Source organism: Myxococcaceae bacterium JPH2 (genome assembly GCA_016458225.1).
In the GTDB taxonomy this organism is placed as follows: Bacteria; Myxococcota; Myxococcia; order Myxococcales; family Myxococcaceae; genus Citreicoccus.
The window spans coordinates 511,330-528,899 of the sequence record JAEMGR010000009.1; the positions used below are offsets into that span (position 1 = coordinate 511,330).

At 70.7% G+C, this 17,570-nt stretch carries 11 protein-coding genes; 7 read left to right on the forward strand and 4 right to left on the reverse strand.

Translation table 11 applies throughout. The features are described 5' to 3' along the window. Positions 1-69: 69 nt before the first annotated feature. Both JGU66_17365 and JGU66_17370 read right to left on the reverse strand, forming a co-directional pair. The gene (locus tag JGU66_17365; protein MBJ6762543.1) at positions 70-1,446 is read right to left on the reverse strand and encodes a sigma-54-dependent Fis family transcriptional regulator; all 1,377 of its coding nucleotides are present in this window, start codon (positions 1,444-1,446) and stop codon (positions 70-72) included. Next, a complete protein-coding gene (locus tag JGU66_17370) occupies positions 1,436-3,550 on the reverse strand; it encodes a PAS domain-containing protein (protein ID MBJ6762544.1) in 2,115 nt (704 codons plus the stop codon). Before JGU66_17370 ends, JGU66_17365 begins: the two co-directional genes overlap by 11 nt. Before the next feature lie 176 nt (positions 3,551-3,726). Between JGU66_17370 and JGU66_17375 the strand changes: the two genes are divergently transcribed. The 6 genes from JGU66_17375 (at position 3,727) to JGU66_17400 (ending at position 9,162) form a co-directional block, all read left to right on the forward strand. Further along, positions 3,727-4,401 (forward strand): TetR family transcriptional regulator, encoded by a 675-nt coding sequence (locus JGU66_17375; protein MBJ6762545.1) that lies wholly within the window; start codon positions 3,727-3,729, stop codon positions 4,399-4,401. Continuing rightward, on the forward strand, positions 4,398-5,198 hold the full coding sequence (locus JGU66_17380) for a CoA transferase subunit A (GenBank protein MBJ6762546.1): 801 nt from the start codon (positions 4,398-4,400) through the stop codon (positions 5,196-5,198). The genes JGU66_17375 and JGU66_17380 overlap by 4 nt, the downstream gene beginning before the upstream one ends. Beyond that, complete coding sequence (locus tag JGU66_17385; GenBank protein ID MBJ6762547.1) at positions 5,195-5,938, forward strand: glutaconate CoA-transferase; 744 nt, start codon at positions 5,195-5,197, stop codon at positions 5,936-5,938. The genes JGU66_17380 and JGU66_17385 overlap by 4 nt, the downstream gene beginning before the upstream one ends. 39 nt (positions 5,939-5,977) lie before the next feature. Then, entirely contained in the window at positions 5,978-7,015 is a 1,038-nt protein-coding gene (locus JGU66_17390; protein MBJ6762548.1) for a zinc-binding dehydrogenase, read from the forward strand. Between the two features lie 31 nt (positions 7,016-7,046). Beyond that, positions 7,047-8,309 carry a hydroxymethylglutaryl-CoA synthase family protein gene (locus tag JGU66_17395; GenBank protein MBJ6762549.1) on the forward strand — a complete coding sequence of 421 codons (1,263 nt, stop codon included), beginning with the start codon at positions 7,047-7,049 and terminating at the stop codon, positions 8,307-8,309. Positions 8,310-8,469: 160 nt separating this feature from the next. After that, positions 8,470-9,162 carry a GNAT family N-acetyltransferase gene (locus JGU66_17400; GenBank protein ID MBJ6762550.1) on the forward strand — a complete coding sequence of 231 codons (693 nt, stop codon included), beginning with the start codon at positions 8,470-8,472 and terminating at the stop codon, positions 9,160-9,162. Here the strand turns inward: JGU66_17400 and JGU66_17405 are convergent. Next, positions 9,057-10,883 (reverse strand): DUF885 domain-containing protein, encoded by a 1,827-nt coding sequence (locus JGU66_17405; GenBank protein ID MBJ6762551.1) that lies wholly within the window; start codon positions 10,881-10,883, stop codon positions 9,057-9,059. The genes JGU66_17400 and JGU66_17405 overlap by 106 nt on opposite strands. A 73-nt stretch (positions 10,884-10,956) precedes the next feature. Further along, the gene (locus tag JGU66_17410; GenBank protein ID MBJ6762552.1) at positions 10,957-13,161 is read right to left on the reverse strand and encodes a PhnD/SsuA/transferrin family substrate-binding protein; all 2,205 of its coding nucleotides are present in this window, start codon (positions 13,159-13,161) and stop codon (positions 10,957-10,959) included. Between the two features lie 323 nt (positions 13,162-13,484). Here JGU66_17410 and JGU66_17415 point away from each other — a divergent pair. Next, positions 13,485-17,570, forward strand: a 4,086-nt coding sequence (locus JGU66_17415; protein ID MBJ6762553.1) for an amino acid adenylation domain-containing protein, incomplete at its 3' end; no start/stop codon positions are given.

Here is a 17,570-nt window from a genome sequence, read left to right on the forward strand (position 1 = left end):
CGCCACGACGGGACGTGGCTGCATGAGATTGCACCCTCATCGACCCGCCAGGACGAGCGACGGCCACGCCTACCGGCCCCCCGGGACCTCCCCTTTTTCCCGCTCTCGGCGGTGGATGGTGGAGACATCGATGCCGAGCACCTCGGCGGCGCGCGTCTTGTTCCCGCCGCAGCGCGCCACCATCCACGCGATGTACTCCCCCTCCAAGCGGCGCAGCGGCCACAGCTCGTCCTGCGCGACGGCGAGCGGATGGGACTCCGGTCCCGCCGAGGGGGCGTGCAGGCGCAGCGTGTCCACGTCCACCGTCTCCTGCGGCACGAGCACCACCAGCCGCTCCACCAGGTTCTCCAGCTCGCGCACATTGCCGGGCCAGGACTGAGCGCCGAGCAGCGCCACGACCTCGGGTGAGAACGCCGCCACGAGGGAGCGCGGATTGCGGGCACGCGAGCGCGCGATGAAGTGCTCCACCAAAAGCGGGATGTCCTCCTTGCGCTCACGCAGCGGTGGGACGCGGAGCGTGACGACATTGAGGCGATAGAAGAGGTCGGCGCGGAAGCGACCTTCGCGCACGCGCGTCTCCAGGTCCTGGTGGGTCGCGGCGACGATGCGCACGTCCACGGTGCGGCTGGTGTCGGAGCCCACCGCGCGCACCTCACCGTTCTCCAGCACGCGCAGCAGGCGGGCCTGCAGCTCGGTGGGCATGTCGCCGATCTCGTCCAGGAACAAGGTGCCGCCGTCGGCCTCCACGAAGAGGCCGCGCCGCGCGGCGGTGGCTCCGGTGAAGGCGCCCTTGAGGTGGCCGAACAGCTCGCTCTCCAGGAGCTGCGCGGGCAGCGCCGTGCAGTTGACGGCCACGAATGGACCCGACGCGCGCTCGCCTTCCGAGTGGAGCGCGCGGGCCACCAGCTCCTTGCCGCTGCCGCTCTCGCCGCGCAGCAGCACCGGCGCGCTCGCGTGCGCCACGCGGTCCAGGAGCGCGTACAGCCCCCGCATCGCCGCGCCCTTGCCCACCAGCGCGCCCACGCCGCGGCGCTCGGTGGACGCCTGCTTCAGGGCCCGGTGCTCCGCGCGCAGCTGACGGTCCTCCAGCGCGCGACGCAGGTACAGCAGCACCTCGTCCAATCGGAAGGGCTTGGTGAAGTAGTGATAGGCCCCGCGACGCATGGCCTCGACCGCGCTCTCCACGCCGCCGAAGGCCGTCATCAGCAGCACGGGCAGCTCGGGGTCCACCGCGCGCGCGCCATCCAGCACGTCCAGGCCATCCACCTGGGCCATGCGCAGGTCGGACAACACGGCGTCATAGGGACGCGTGCGCAAGAGCTTGAGCGCCTCGGCGCCGCCGGTCGCCAGCTCCACGCGGTAGCCCGCGTCCTGGAGCGGCTCCTGGAGCATGCGACCCATTTCGACGTGGTCGTCCACGACCAGGATGCGCTGTTCAGACGGCATGTCGTTCCTCGGTATCGGGCGGCCGCGCGGCGGGCCAGAACACGCTGACCTGCGTGCCCCGACCTGGCTCGCTCTCCAGCTCCACGCGGCCCCCATGGTTTCGCACGACGTGGGCCACCATGGTGAGCCCCAGCCCCGTGCCTTGCCCGCGCTTCTTCGTCGTGAAGAACGGATCGAACACCTGATTGAGGCTCTCGCGGGGGATGCCGCAGCCGTTGTCGCTCACGCGCAGCGCCACCAAGCCCCAGGGTCCCTCATCCGCGCCGTCCGGCACCGACGCGGACACCCGCACCGTCCCGCCCGCCGAACACGCGTCACAGGCATTGAGCGCCAGGTTCACCAGCACCTGCTGGAGCTGATCCGGATCCGCGGCCAGGGAGGGCAGCGCCTCGGGCACCTCCAGCTCCAGGTGAAGCTGACGGCGCTCGGCCTCCACGCGCAGCAGCTCGTGGACATCGCGAGCGATGGGCCCCAGCGACACCGGCCGCAGCATCGTGGGCCGCAGTCGAGAGAAGTCCAGGAGCTGCCGGAGCGTGCGGCTCACGCGATCAATCTGCTCGATGATGACCGCCACCCCCGGCGACTGCGGATGCTCCGCGCCCAGCTTTCCCAGCACGTACTCGGCCCGGCCGCGCACCACGCCCAGCGGCGTACCAATCTCATGCGCGATGCCCGCGGCGAGCACGCCCACCGTCGCGAGCTTCTCGGCGCGCAGCAGCTGCGTCTCCAGCGCGCGCACGTCGCTCAGGTCCTCCACCACCAGCAGCACGCGCACCTCGGGGTCGCTCACCTCCAGGGGCACCGCGTGCACGTTGTACGGCGCCTCCTCGCCAAAGAGAGACAGCGGCTCGCCCAACAGGCTGCGTGGCCGGGACTCGCCCGTGGCCGCTCGCACCAGCGCGCGCAGCCGCTCCAACATGGGCTCCGGCGCCTGGGGAAACGCCGCCTCCAGGGGAGCGCCCGTGGCGAAGGGAGGCATGCGCGAGCGCAGCGCCTGGTTGACGGTGCTGATGCGCCCATCGGCCGACAGCGCCAGGACTCCGGTGGGGATGTTGTCGAGGATCTTCTGCGTCTTGTCGTGCAGGTGCGCGAGCTGCTCGGCGTGTCGGCGGCTCTCGCGCAGGGCAGCGGAGCGACGCTGCGCACGCACCACGTAGACCGCGAAGGCCACCAGGAAGAGCGAGACGAGCGCCGCCGCCAAGGCCAGGCGCCACACGAGGCCTCGCTCATGCGTGCGCAACGTCGCGGTGGACACGAGCATCGCCGCGGTCCAGGTGGTACCGCCCCGCATGCGGATGGGCGTGAAGACGGCCACGGCGTCCGCGCGGCCCAGGCCCAGCTTCTCCGCCTCCCGCTCGCCCAGTTGCGCCGTGCCGCGCTCCCCCGCGCGAAGACGCGCCACCAGCGCCGCGAACGCAGGCACGCCCGCGTCTCCCTCCCCCACCCGGCGAAACCAATCCGCCAGGGAGGGATCGCTCGACGACGCGGGCAGGCCGTGCGTCCCCACCCACAACAGGCGCACGTCCGGATCCGACGAGACGATGCGCAGCGGCGCGAAGAACGCCGCGGTATCCACCAGCACGGCCACCGCGCCTTGGGGCCGCCCCTCGGGCGCGGGCAGGGCCGTGGCGAGCACCCGCAGCCGCCCCGCATCCCCTTCCAGCGACCCGGACGTGGTGACGTCACCAGGAGGCCGCTGGAGGGCACGCCGCGCCGTGTCCGCCATGCCGGCGAAGTAGGTCCCCCGGCTCACCAGCGCATCCGCGCGCCGGTCCACCAGCCGAAGCTTCTCCGTGCCGGCCCCGTCATAGGTGGCGATCGCCCGGTACTGGCCCACCGCCTCCAGGAGCGCCCGCAGCTCCCGCTTGTGCTCGGCGGCGCTGCCCGGCTGGGACATCAGCTCCCCGGCGAAGCGGAGCTTGTCACCCACATCCTCCAGCGCCTCGGCCACCCCCCGCGTCGCCTCGTCGAGCTGGGCCCGGCGCTCCACCGCAAGCTGGTGGACCAGGGCCGCCCGGTTGCGCTGCAAGACGGTGAACACTCCCGCCCCCACGCTGGTGAGCGCCACGCACAACAGCAACACGGGAATCAGCGCCGACCGCATGGAACGCGCAGCCTATCCGCACCACCCCGCTCGCCTGCTCTCCCGTTTCCAGGCCGACATGTCACCGGATTGGGACGTTGACGGTTCGCGTCAGCCAGTGCTACCTACCGGTCGGTAACCTACCGGTCGGTTGGTCACCACGGGGCAAACGCCCGGTGGGAGTGGAGGACACGCACATGACGCAGTCGGGGCGCAGGCCAGATGAGGGGGAGCGGTACCGGGCCATCCTGGAGACGGCGGCGCGCCTCATCTGCGAACGCGGCTACGAGGGCACGTCGATGCAGGAGATCGCCGCCGCGTGCCGGATGACGAAGGCGGGGCTCTACCACCACATCCAGAACAAGGAGCAGCTGCTCTTCGCCATCATGAACTACGGGATGGACGTGTTCGAGGAGCAGGTCCTCGCGCACGTCCAGGACGTGGCGGATCCGCTGGAGCGCCTGCGCGGGTGCATGCGGCACAACATCCACCTGGTGACGCGCGGGTGCAGCAAGGAGGTCATCATCATCCTCCACGAGCACGCCACCCTGACCGGTGAGCCCCGCGAGTTCATCGACCGGCGCAAGAAGCGCTACGTGCGGTTCCTCGAGGAGGCCTTCGCCGAGGCCGCGCGCCAGGGCCTCATCCGCCCGGTGGACCCCACGGTGGCGGCGTTCTCGTTCCTGGGGATGATTCTCTGGGTCTACAAGTGGTTCAAGCCGGACGGCCGGCTGACGGACGATCAAATCGCCGACGGGATGGTGGACCTGCTCCTGCCCGGGCTCTCCGCACAGGCCGCCGCCCCCGCTCCGGACTCTGGAGTCGCGCCGCTTCGCATGGTGCCCCGCACCGCCACGGGGGACGCGTCGTGAAGTCGCCTCGCTGGTGCACGTTGACGGAGGCCGTGGCCTCCATCCCGGACGGCGCGTCGCTCGCCACGGGTGGATTCATGCTGGGCCGGGCGCCCATGGCGCTGGTGATGGAACTCATCGCCCAGGGCAAGCGCGGCCTGAGCCTCATCTCCCTTCCCAATCCCCTGCCCGCCGAGTTCCTCATGGCCGGCGGGTGTCTGGCGCGCGTGGAGCTGCCCTTCGGCGCGCTGAGCCTCGCGGGCCGCGTGCGCCCCATGCCGTGCCTCAAGCGCGCCATCGAGCAGGGCACCGTCGCGTGGCGTGAGCATGACGGCTACCGCATCGTCCAGCGGCTTCGCGCCGCGTCCATGGGCGTGCCGTTCCTGCCCGCGCCGGACTCGGATGTGTCCGCGCTCGCGGACGCGGAGCCGCCGCTGCGCGTGGTGGATCCGTTCACCGGAGAGAGTGTTCCGGTGGAGCCCGCGTACTACCCGGACGTGGCGCTGATCCACGCCCGCGCGGCGGACGAGCGCGGCAACCTCTTCATCGAGGACCCCACCACGGACCTGCTCGTGGCGGGCGCGGCCCGGCGAGTCATCGCCACCGCGGAGGAGCGCGTGGAGCGCCTGCCGCGCGTGACGATTCCCGGCTTCCAGGTGGAGCGCGTGGCGCTCGCGCGAGGCGGCGCCCTGCCCACCGGCTGCACGGGCCTGTACCCGCATGACGACGAGGCCCTCGCGCGCTACCTGGCGCTCGCCGAGCACGGCCAGGAGCAGGAGTTCCTCCAAGCGATGCGGACCACCCGGAGCGCGGCATGACGGCCTTGATGATGGATGCGACGCCGGCGGAGACGGTCGTCTCGTTGCTGGCGCGGGAGATTGAAGAGGACGCGGTGGTCGCCACGGGCGTGGCCTCTCCCCTGCCCATCCTGGCCATCGCGGTGGCGAAGGCCACGCACGCGCCGGGGCTCACGTACATCGCCTGCGTGGGCTCGTTGGATCCCGACCTGCCCTCGCTGTTCCCCTCGTCCGAGGACCTGGGCTACCTGGATGGCCGCTCGGCGGAGGTGTCCATCCCGGACCTCTTCGACCATGCGCGGCGCGGGCGCGTGGACACCGTCTTCTTCGGCGCGGCCGAGGTGGATGCCACGGGCCGCACCAACATGACCGCGTCGGGCAGCCTGGAGCGCCCGCGCAGCAAGTTCCCGGGCGTGGCGGGCGCGGCGACCTTGCGCCAGTGGGTGCGCCGGCCGGTGCTGCTCGTCCCCCGGCAGTCGCGGCGCAACCTGGTGCCCGAGGTGCAGGTGGCCACCACGCGCGACCCGCGCCGGCCCGTGCGCCTCATCTCCGACCTGGGCGTGTTCGAGCTGGGCAGCGACGGCGCGAAGCTGCTGGCGCGGCACCCCTGGGCCCAGGTGGAGACCATCGCCGAGCGTACCGGCTTCGAGTTCACCGTGCCGGACACGCTGCCCGTCACCCCGCTCCCCGACTCGCGCACCCTGTCGGCCATCCGCGCGTTGGATCCGCGCAACCTCCGCGACTCGCTCGTGGGGGCCTGAAGCACCCGCATACCCGTTAGTCACCAGAGAGGCACGAAGATGGAAGCCGTTGTCCTTCGCCAGTTCGGCGATGCAGGAAACCTGCGCCTTGAGAACGTCCCGGTTCCCAGCCCGGGACGCGGTGAAGTGCTGCTGCGAGTGCACGCGTGCGGCGTCTGCTACCACGACGTCATCAACCGCCGAGGCAACCTGCCGCGCACGCATGTCCCCGCCATCCTCGGCCACGAAGCCGCGGGCGAGGTCGTGGACGTGGGCCCGGACACGCCGGGCTGGAAGGTGGGCGATCGCGCCGCCACGCTCCAGCGCCTGTCCTGTGGCGAGTGCGCGCTCTGCCGCTCCGGCCGCAACAGCCTCTGCAAGCGCGACAACCGCTTCTTCGGCGAGGAGCTCCAGGGCGGCTACGCGCAGTTCATGGTCGCGCCGGTGGCGGGCCTGGGCCGCGTGCCCGAAGGCCTGCCCTGGGCCGAGGCCGCCACGGTGTGCTGCACCACCGGCACGGCGGTGCACACGCTGCGCACGCGGGCGCGCATCCAGGCGGGCGAGACGGTGCTGATCACCGGCGCCAGCGGCGGCGTGGGCCTGTCCTCGGTGCAGCTCGCCAAGGTGGACGGCGCGCGCGTCATCGCCATCACCTCGGGCGAGGCCAAGGTGCAGGCGCTGCGCGAGGCGGGCGCGGACGAGGTCATCGTCTCGCGCGGCCTGGACTTCGCGTCCGAGGTCCGCAAGCGCACGCAGGGCAACGGCGTGGACGTGGCCATTGAAATCGTGGGCAGCGCGACGTTCGACCAGACGATGAAGGCCATGGCCCCGGGCGGTCGCGTGGCGGTGGTGGGCAACCTGGAGTCGGGCGTGGTGAACCTCAACCCCGGGCTCGTCATCGTGAAGGAGCTGGAGATCCTCGGCGCCTACGCGACCACGCGCGACGAGCTGGACGAGGCGCTGCGGCTGACGGCGGCGGGGAAGATTCGTCCGTTCGTGTCGGAGACGGTGCCGCTGGCGGATGCCTCGCGCGCGCACTTCCGGCTGGAGAACCGCGAGGTCGCGGGCCGGCTGGTGCTGGTGCCTCCCCAGGCGTGAAGCAACACAGGACTTTCGACGGAGTTCACTCATGAAGAAGCGGGTTGGAATCGAGGCGCTGGCCATCGCGGTCCCGCGCCGGTACGTGGACATCGAGGACCTGGCGCGAGCGCGCGGCGTGGATCCCGCCAAGTACACCGCGGGCCTCGGCGCTCGTGAGATGGCCGTGAACGATCCGGGCGAGGACGCGGTGGCGCTGGCCGCCACGGCGGCGGCCCGACTGCTCAAGCAGCAGGATGTGGACCCCGCGAAGCTGGGCATGCTCGTGGTGGGCACCGAGACGGGCGTGGACCACTCGAAGCCCATCGCCTCGCACGTGCACGGCCTGCTGAAGCTGCCGCGCTCCATGCGCAGCTTCGACGCGCAGCACGCCTGCTACGGCGGCACCGCGGGCCTGATGGCCGCCGTGGAGTGGATCGCCTCGGGCGCGGGCGCGGGCCGCTCGGCGCTGGTGGTGTGCACGGACATCGCGCGCTATGGCATCAAGACCGCGGGCGAGCCGACCCAGGGTGGCGGCGCGGTGGCCCTGCTCGTCTCCGAGCAGCCGGACCTGCTCGCGATGGACGTGGGGCTCAACGGCGCGTGCACCGTCGACGTGTATGACTTCTGGCGCCCGGTGGGCCGGCGCGAGGCGCTGGTGGACGGGCACTACTCCATCAACTGCTACCTGGACGCGCTCTCGGGCGCCTACCGGGGCTGGCGCGAGCGCGCGCTGGCGCAGGGGCTGGTGCGCTGGGGCGGCACGATGCCCAGCGAGCAGCTCGCGCGCATCGCGTACCACGTGCCCTTCTGCAAGATGGCCCGCAAGGCGCACACGCAGGTGCGGCTGTGTGACCTGGAGGACGCGGTCGGCCCGGGGCCGAACACGCCCGAGGCGCGCGAGGAGGTGGCCAAGTCCTCCGCCAGCTTCGATGCGCAGGTGGCGCGTTCACTGAACGTCAACGCGCGCGTGGGCAACGTCTACACCGCCTCGCTGTACCTGGCGCTGACGGGCCTGCTGGACGCCGAGGCGGCCACGCTGGCGGGCCAGCGCATTGGCCTGCTGTCCTACGGCAGCGGCTGCTGTGCGGAGTTCTACTCCGGCGTGGTGGGCGAGAAGGCCGCGGAGCGCATGGCGCGCGCCGGCGTGGAGGAGGTGCTCGCGCGCCGTGAGCGCGTCAGCGTGGAGGAGTACGAGCGCCTCATGGGTCTGGCGCCCGACGCGCCCGAGGCCCTGACGCCCGAGCCCGGCACCTTCCGCCTCGCGGAGATTCGCGAGCACCGCCGCCTGTACACGGGCGGAACCGTCGCCTGATGCGCGGACCTCGCCGTGAGAACCCGCGCGGCGTTCTCACGGCGATGACGTCAGGGGTCCCAAGCCCACCGGTGAACACTCACCGGCACTTCGGGGCCCCTCACGGAAGGGGGTCCGCCAGCGGCCGGCGCGCGCCTTCGTGATAATTTTCTGCGGCATCATGAACGTGATGCTCCAGGAGCTTGCGCCGGAGTTCATCGATCAAGTCGGCCCGCTGTGCGCACGGGCATTCGGTGACTATCCGCTGCTCGCCGAGCTGTTCCCCAATGACGCGGAGAAGCGCGCGGTGGTGACGTCGCGCGTCTATCACTCCACCGTCGTGGATTGCCTCGAGTACGGCGTGGTGCACGCGCTCGTCGAGGACAAGCGCCTGTTGGGACTGGCCGCCTGGCTGCGTCCGGGCGCCTATCCGCAGTCACTCCGTCGGCAGGCGGGCATGTTCTCCTCCGCCACCGCGGCGCTGCGCTACTTCCCGCGGCGCGCGGGGCTGGGACTCCAGGCGCTCATCCGGCTCGACCGCTATCACCCGCATACGCCCAAGCACTGGTACCTGGCCACCATCGCCATCGACGCGGGGGCCCAGGGCAAAGGCCTGGGGGCCCGGCTGATGAACCGGGGCCTCCAGATGGTGGACGCGAAGGGCGAGCCCTGCTTCCTCGAAACGGCCCGCCCCACGAACCGGAACTGGTACCAGGGCTTCGGCTTCGAGGTGCAGCGCAGCGAGCCCTGCTTCGACGGAGGTCCGCCTCAGTGGTTCATGTGGCGACCACCCGCGGACGCGGCGATCCACGCGTCCACCTTGCGCTCCAGCACGTCGAGCGGCAGCGAGCCATCGAGCAGCACCACGTCGTGAAACGCGCGCACGTCGAACGCGGGGCCCAGCGCCTTCTCCGCGCGCGTGCGCAGCTCGCGAATCTTGAGCTGCCCCACTTTGTAGGCCAGCGCCTGGCCCGGCCAGACGATGTACCGGTCAATCTCATTGGTGATGTCGAGCAGCGGTCGCGGTGAGTTCTCCAGGAAGTAGTCGATGGCCTGCTGACGGGTCCACTTCTTGGCGTGCATGCCCGTGTCCACCACCAGCCGGACCGCGCGCCACATGTCGTAGGCCAGCTGCCCGAACTTGTCGTACGGGTCGTCGTACAGCCCCAGCTCATCGCCGAGCGTCTCGCAGTACAGCGCCCAGCCCTCGCCGTACGCGACGTAGTAGCCGAAGCGGCGGAACTCGGGCAGCGACGCCTGCTCGGCGGCCAGCGACGTCTGGAAGTGGTGACCGGGCACGGCCTCGTGCAGCGTGAGGGGAACCATCTCCCAGCGCGGACGCGTCTCCGGACGGTAGAGGTTGACCAGGTACGTGCCGGGGCGCGAGCCATCCGACGCGGCCGGATAGTAGAAGCCCGTGGTCGTGTCGGGGGCCATCTCGTCCGGCGTGGCCTCGACGCCATAGGGCAGCCGAGGCATCGTCTTGAACAGCTTCACCAGCAGCGGGTCGATGCGCTTGGAGAGCGCCCGGTAGCGCATCAGCAAGTCCTCGCCCGTCGTCGAGTAGAAGCGTGGGTCCTCGCGCAGGAAGCGGAAGAACTCCGGCAGCGTGCCCTGGAAGCCGGCCTTCGCCTTCACCGCCTCCATCTCCGCGCGCAGGCGCTGGACCTCGGCGAGCCCCAGCGCGTGAATCTCCTCGGGCGTCAGGCTCGTGGTGGTGAAGGTGCGCGCCATGAAGGCATAGAGCTGCGCGCCCTCGGGGAACTGCCATGCCCCCACCTGCTCGGGCGCGGCGGCGATGTACTCCTGCGTGAGGAACGCGTGGAAGCGGCGGAGCGCGGGCAGCACCGTGCTCGCGATGGCGGCCTTCCCCGCGGCCGCGAGCCGCGCCTGCTCCGAGGCGGAGAAGCTGGCCGGGAAGCGCGTGAAGGGGCTGTAGAAGCCGCTGCGCGTCGGGTCCTCCACGAGCTGCTTCTCCAACTGGGGCGGGATGCGCTGGAGGGCCACCTTCGGGTGCACGCGGTGCTCGCGAATGCCCTCGCGCATCAGCGCCGTCACCTGCTCCGCGTAGGTGCCGAAGGAGCCGAGCCGGGCGATCCAGTCCTCGTAGTCCTTCACCGTGTCGAAGCGCAGCGTGTCCGCGAACTGGTACGCGGTCTGGAGGCCCGGCGGCTGACGGATGCCCTCGGGCAGTCCTCCCATTTGATTCGTGGGCAGCAGGTACCACTTGAAGCGGTGCTCCTCCACCCACGTCTCGTAGTCGCGGCGGAACAGCTCGTAGTCGATCAGCTCGCGCGCGCTGAGCTGCTTGCGATCCACCGCGTCGAGCTTCGCCAACACCTTCAGGCTGTGCTGATGGTCCGCCTCGATGCCGGCGAGGCTGCGGTCATCCCAACGGTCATTCCAGCGACGGTCGCCCAGCACCGAGGCGTACGTGGGACTGCGCTCGAGCTGGTACTGCCACTCGCTCTGGATGAGCGCGTTCAGGGTCGCCCCCGCGCTGGACTTCGCCTTCACGGTGGGCGCCGCGTCCGCGGTGCCCAGCGGCAGCGATGCGATGACGCCCAACATCCACCCTCGCACTGCTCGAAGCATGACCCGTCCTCTCGTCATGCCAGCAGTCTAGCGACTCGGGCCCGGGCCAGCAGGCTCGTCCCGCGCGGTCCGCCTACCCCACGAGCAAGGCGCGCGGATCCGCGAGCTGCGCCGCGGCGGGCAGCGTCACGGTGAGCAAGGTGCCACGCCCCTCGCGGCTCTCCGCGCGCAGCGTGCCACCCAGCCCCGTGGCGATGGCATGGCTCACCGACAGTCCCAGCCCGGTGCTGTTGGGCCGCGCCGTGGCGAAGGGCTCGAAGATGCGCGAGAGCAGCTCGGGCGACAGGCCCTTGCCGGAGTCCTGCACCTCCACCACCACCTCGCCGTCCGGGCCGGTGTACGCCGCCACGCGCAGCACGTTGGTCGCCGCGTCGGCGGGATCCATCGCATGGATGGCGTTGAGCAGCAGGTTGAGGAAGAGCTGGCTCAGGCGAGCCTCGTCCGCGTCCACGGCGGACAGCTCGTGGAAGTCACGCTCCAGGCGCGCGCGGTGTTGCAGCTCGCCACGGATGAGCTTGAGCGCGTGCTCCAGCACGGGCTGCACCTCCACCCGCGCCTGATGCTCGGGCGGCTTGCGCGAGAGCGTCCGCAGGTCCTGCACGATGTGCTTGAGCCGCGTGGCGCCCTCCAGCGTGTCCGACAGGGCCTCCATCACGCCATCCAGCTCCGTCGAGCGCGCGCCGGTCCCATCGCGCAGCGAGCCCTTCAGGCGATCCAACTCCTCGCGCATGTACGAGAGGTTGGCCAACACGAAGGCCAGCGGGTTGTTCATCTCATGGCCCACCGCCGCGGCCAGCGACCCCAGCGCGGACAGGCGATCCGACTGGATGAGCCGCGCCTCCAGTTGCTTGCGCAGCGTCACGTCGCGCGAGAACACGCGCAGGCCCGGCGGGTCCCACAGCTGCGCCACCGACAGCTCCCAGTACCGCCCGTCCAGATGCACCGTGGGGGCGGGCTCTCCGGCGGGCGCGCCGCGCCAGATCCACATCAGCGCCGCGTAGACCAACGGGTGCTTGTCCCCGCGCGCCACCAGATCCGGGAAGGCCGTGGAGGCGGCCGGATTGGCGTAGCGCAGCTCGCCGTCCGTTCCCAGCTCCAGCAGCGGCTCGGGGTGCAGCAGCGGGAAGGACGCCAGGCGGTACAGCGGGTCCTCCAGCGAGCGGAGGCCGGAGACATCCCGCACGAGCAGCCCCAAGCGCGGGCCTCCCGCCTCACCGTCCGGGGACTCATGCGGAGTGACCTCCGCGACGTACGAGCGCGTCTCGCCCGCCACCTCCAACCGGTAGTCCTGACGGCCGCCCGCGCTCCCGCGCAGCACCGCGCGGATGAGCGGCAACAAGGGCCCGGCCGCGTCATCTCCCAGCGCGTCCACCAGCAGCGCCCCCTCGGCGTCGCGCAGCGAACGACCGAACGCGTGCCCCGTCGGGGACCAGAGCCGCCGACAGCGCGTGTCCGCGTCCAGCTCGGCCACCAGATACTCGCCACTCCGATTCGCGCCTGGGGGCGGCGGCACCACGCGCCCATCCTCGGAGCGCACGAAGCCCTCGACCCGGAAGGGCCCCATCAACATCTCCAGGCCCGCGCCATCCGTGTTCATCCGCGTGAGGATGCCTTCCAGCGCGGCCGCGTCCGTGACGGACAGGCGCCGCGTGAGGATGATGCCGTCCGACAGCGTGGGGCCCGTGAAGGAGAACGGCAGCAGCCGCCGCTCCTCGCGCCCCACGTAGGTGGCCAGCGTGGCCCGCATCGCATGCTCGTCCGGGTGATTGCTGAACGTGGCGGCCACATCCGCCTCGCCCTCGAGGACCGCGTTCAGCGCGCGCCGGTACGTCCCCACGAAGCGCTGCTCCGCGAAGATCACGTCCGGATCCAACCCATGCGCCCGCAGGTGCGCGACCGCCAACAGGTGACCTCCCGTGGACCGGGGCGCCACCCACGCCGCGCGCTTGCCCCTGAGCGACTCCAAGGTCAGCGGCTCGTCCGCCCGGCACACCAGCGACGCGTGGTAGCTCCAGCTCCCCGAGCGCACCGCGCGCAGCACCGCCCGGGCACGAGCCTCGAACGCGGTGCACTGCTCAGCGGTGCCCCACGCCATGTCCACGCGGCCCGCCACCAGCTCGGTCTCCAGCATCTCGTAGGTGGGCGCGAACTCCACCACCACCTTGCGCCCCAGCCGCTCCGACAGGGCGCGGCCAAACAGGTCGACCCGAACGTGCTCACGCACCTCGCCCAGCGAGGGGAACAACAGGAAGCGGATGGGAGTCGCTGACACCTTCAAGGGCTGAGACCTCCGGCAATCCCCCCTTCTTCGCGACCTTGGGAATGCCCCGGGTCACTGGCCAGCCACCATACCCGATTCTTGGGCTATTTGCACATTATTCCAGCTTGGCTTGAATTTACCAGATGTCAGAGACTGAGGTCTGACGTCGGGAATCGACCGCGTCAAGGCCCAGAGGTGGGGACTCTGCCCACGAATACATTGGGAAGCTGTCCTATTCTGGGATCGCTGGATACTGAACATCTCCCCACCAAACCGCCCAAAGTCGATTTCCGCGCGAATGATGCATTCGCGTGGCGTGAAGGAGCTGTTGTCCGATGGCCCTGACCCCTGCCCAGAAGCGCGCGCGCTTGACCGAGCTGCTGCGCGAGAAGAACGCCGCCCCCCGTCAGGTTCCCCCCGCGTTCGCGCAGGAGCGCATGTGGTTCCAAGAGCGCCTGGCGCCCGGTAACGCGGCGCTCCACATGCCCGTCGCCGTGCGGCTGAGTGGTCCGTTCGACGCGGAGGCACTGCGTCACGGGCTACAGGAGCTGGTGCGACGACACGAGCCGCTGCGGACCACCTTCGTCGAGGTGGACGGCAAGCCGCTCCAGCGCATCGCGCCATCCCTCGAGGTGGAACTGCCGGTGGTGGACCTGTCGGCGCTGCCCGGAACCGAGCGCGAGGCCGAGGCGTGGCGGCGCATCCACACCGAAGCGCGACGCCCGTTCGATCTGGAGCGAGGACCGCTGCTGCGCACGGTGCTGTTCCGCGCATCCGACACCGAGCACCTGCTGCTCGTGTGCCTCCATCACATCATCACGGACGCCTGGTCCATGGGCGTGCTCGTCCAGGAGCTGGGGGCGCTCTACGCGGCGGGCCGCACCGCGCTCGCGGCCGAGACCTTGCCGCCCCTCCCCCTCACCTTCTCCGATTACACCGCCTGGCAACGCCAGTGGCTCCAGGGGGACGTCCTTCAGACGCAGCTCGCCTATTGGCGGGCGCAGCTGGATCCGCACGCGGTGCTGGAGCTGCCCACGGACCTGACGCGCCCACCGATGCTCTCCACGCGGGGCGCGCGTGAGAGCCGAACGTTGTCACCGGCCCTCACGCAGGCGCTCAAGGCGCTCGCCGCGAGCGAGGGCCGCACCCTCTTCTCCGTGTTGCTGGCCGGCTTCGGCGTGCTGCTGCACCGCTACTCGGGACGGGACGACCTCACCGTCGGCACGCCCATCGCGGGCCGCGCGCGCGCCGAGACGGAGCCGTTGATCGGCCTGTTCGTCAACACGCTGGCCCTGCGCGCCTCCCTTGCGGGCACGCCCTCGTTCCGGGAGTGGATGGAGCGGGTGCACACCTCCGCGCTCGGGGCGTTCGCGCACCAGGACATCCCCTTCGAGAAGCTGGTGGAGGAGCTTCAGCCCACGCGGCACCTGAACCTCACGCCGCTCGTGCAGGTGATGTTCGTACTGCAGAACGCGCCGCTGCCGTCGCTCCGGCTCCCCGCCCTGCGCATGGACACGCAGCCGGTGGACGGGGGCGCCGCGCGCTTCGACCTCACGCTGATCGCCGCCGAGCACGAAGGCGCCCTGCGCCTCACCGCGGAGTACAGCACCGACCTGTTCCACGCAGCCACGATTCGCCGCCTGCTCGGACACCTCGGCACGCTCCTGGAGGCCGCCAGCCTCCAGCCGGAGCGGAGCATCGCGGAGCTGCCCCTCCTCGATGACACCGAGCGACAGCAGCTCCTGCGCGATTGGAATGGAGCCGCGTCGGACTTCCCTCGGGACGTGCTCCTGCATCAGTGCTTCGAGGCCCAGGTGGCGCGTACGCCCGATGGGGTGGCGCTCATCTTCGAGGGGGCTCACCTCAGGTACTACGAGCTGGAGATGCGAGCCAATCAACTCGCGTGGCACCTGCGTTCGCTCGGGGTGGGACCCGAGGTACGCGTCGGCCTCTTCCTCGAACGCTCGCTGGAGATGGTGGTGGCCTTGCTGGCCACGCTCAAAGCGGGAGGCGCATACGTGCCGCTGGATCCCGCGTATCCCGCGCAGCGCCTGACGTGGATGCTCGAGGATGCGAACCCTCCAGTGCTCCTCACGCAGGAGCGGCTGGTGTCGCGCCTGCCTCCGCATGCATCGCGGGTGGTGTGTCTGGATACCGGCTGGGAGGAGATTGCCGCGAGGCCGCATGACGCGCCCGCCCCTCTCGCCTCCGCGCAGTCGCTGGCGTACGTCATCTTCACCTCGGGCTCCACGGGCCGGCCCAAGGGCGCGATGAACACGCACGACGCCGTGGTCAACCGCCTGCTGTGGATGCAGGACACGTATCGATTGAGAGAGGACGACTCCGTCCTCCAGAAGACCCCGTTCAGCTTCGATGTCTCCGTCTGGGAGTTCTTCTGGCCCTTGATGACCGGAGCGGTCTTGGTGATCGCGAAGCCCGGCGGCCATCAAGAGCCTGGGTATCTCGCACGGCTCATCGCGGACGAGGCGATCACCACGGTGCACTTCGTACCCTCCATGCTCCAGGTGTTCCTGGAGGAGCCCATGGCGGAGCGCTGCAAGGCGCTGCGACACGTGGTGTGCAGTGGCGAGGCGCTCCCCTTGGAGCTCGCGGAGCGATTCTCCCAGGAACTGCTTTGGGTGGACCTGCACAACCTCTATGGCCCCACCGAGGCCGCCGTGGACGTCACCGCGTTCACTTATGGATCGGCCGAGGCGCGTCGCTCCGTGCCCATCGGGCGGCCCGTGGCCAACACGCAGATCCGCCTGCTGGATGCGCACCTGCGCCCTGTGCCTGTGGGCGTCCCGGGCGAGCTGTTCATCGGCGGCGTGCAGGTGGGCCGGGGATATCTCGGCCGGCCCGAGCTGACCGCCGAGCGCTTCATCCCCGACGCGTTCAGCGAGACGCCGGGAGCCCGCCTGTACCGCACCGGCGACGTGGCCCGGTGGCTGCCAGACGGCAACGTCGAGTACGTGGGCCGAGTCGACTTCCAGGTGAAGGTGCGCGGCCTGCGCATCGAGCTGGGAGAGATTGAGCATGCGCTGGAGCAGCAGCCCGGCGTGAAGCAGGCGGTGGTGGTGGCGCGCGAAGACCGCGCGGGAGACAAGCGCCTGGTGGCGTATGTCGCCGTGCGCGGAGCCAACACCGTGGACAGCGCCACGCTGCGCGAGCGACTGCACGAGAAGCTCCCCGAGTACATGGTGCCCTCCGCCATCGTCCTCCTGGACGCGCTGCCGCTGACGCCGAGTGGGAAGGTGGATCGCAAGGCGCTCCCCGCGCCCGTTGCCGCGCCCACGGCCGTCCACGTCGCGCCGGGAACGCCCACCGAAGTGGCGCTCGCGGCACTCTGGGCCGAGGTGCTGCATGTGGAGCAGGTCGGCGCGATGGATCACTTCTTCGAGGTGGGAGGCCACTCCCTCCTGGCCACGCAGCTCGTGTCGCGCATCGTCGGGACGATGGGGGTCGAGCTGTCGCTGCGCACGGTCTTCGAGGCACCCGTTCTCTCCTCTCTCGCGCGACGCATCGATGAGGCTCGGCGTGCCCTGGCGCCGCGTGCTCCGGCACTCGTGGCGATTCCGCGTGACGGAGAGCTGCCGTTGTCCTTCGCGCAACAGCGCCTGTGGCTCATCGATCAGCTCGAGCCTGGCAACGCGGCCTACAACGTCCCAGCGGCCTTGCGTGTGCTGGGTGATCTGGACGTCGCGGCGCTGGAGCATGCCTTCCGTGCGCTCGTGGCCCGACACGAGAGCCTGCGCACCGCGTTCATCGTCCAGCAGGGCGAGCCCGTGCAGCGCATCGCGCCCACCGTGGACGTGTCCCTGGAGCGCCATGACCTGGGCCTGCTGCCCGAGCACGCGCGCCACGTCGAAGCACAGCGCCTCGCCACCGAAGAGGCGATGCGCCCCTTCAATCTCTCCGTGAGTCCGCTGGTCCGCGCCTCACTGCTGCGACTGGATTCGCAGGAGCACGTGCTGCTCGTGACGATGCACCACATCGTCTCCGACGGGTGGTCCATGAGCGTGCTCGTGCGCGAGTGGGTCGCGCTCTACGAAGCGTTCCATGCGCAGCGTGAGCCGCGCTTGGATCCGCTGCCCATTCAGTACGCGGACTATGCGGTGTGGCAGCGGCAGTGGCTGCGTGACGGCGTCCTCGACGCCCAGCTCGCCTACTGGAAGCACCAGCTCGCCGACGCCCCCGCTCTCCTCGAGTTGCCCACCGACAGGCCCCGCCCCTCCGTCCAGTCCTTCCGCGGCGCCTCCGTCCCCGTCTCCTTCTCTCCCGCTGCGTCCTCTGCACTCGCCTCCTTCTGCCAGGCCGAAGGCGTCACCCCCTTCATGGCCCTCCTCGCCCTCTGGCAGACGCTCCTCTCTCGCTACTCCGGCCAGCTCGACATCTCCGTCGGCTCCCCCATCGCTGGCCGCCAGCGC

Coding starts and splice junctions, on each gene's coding strand:
- JGU66_17395 (MBJ6762549.1), top strand. CDS start 7,047: ATGAAGAAGCGGGTTGGAATCGAGGCGCTGGCCATCGCGGTCCCGCGC.
- JGU66_17400 (MBJ6762550.1), top strand. CDS start 8,470: ATGAACGTGATGCTCCAGGAGCTTGCGCCGGAGTTCATCGATCAAGTC.
- JGU66_17375 (MBJ6762545.1), top strand. CDS start 3,727: ATGACGCAGTCGGGGCGCAGGCCAGATGAGGGGGAGCGGTACCGGGCC.
- JGU66_17370 (MBJ6762544.1), bottom strand. CDS start 3,550: ATGCGGTCGGCGCTGATTCCCGTGTTGCTGTTGTGCGTGGCGCTCACC.
- JGU66_17385 (MBJ6762547.1), top strand. CDS start 5,195: ATGACGGCCTTGATGATGGATGCGACGCCGGCGGAGACGGTCGTCTCG.
- JGU66_17390 (MBJ6762548.1), top strand. CDS start 5,978: ATGGAAGCCGTTGTCCTTCGCCAGTTCGGCGATGCAGGAAACCTGCGC.
- JGU66_17405 (MBJ6762551.1), bottom strand. CDS start 10,883: ATGCTTCGAGCAGTGCGAGGGTGGATGTTGGGCGTCATCGCATCGCTG.
- JGU66_17365 (MBJ6762543.1), bottom strand. CDS start 1,446: ATGCCGTCTGAACAGCGCATCCTGGTCGTGGACGACCACGTCGAAATG.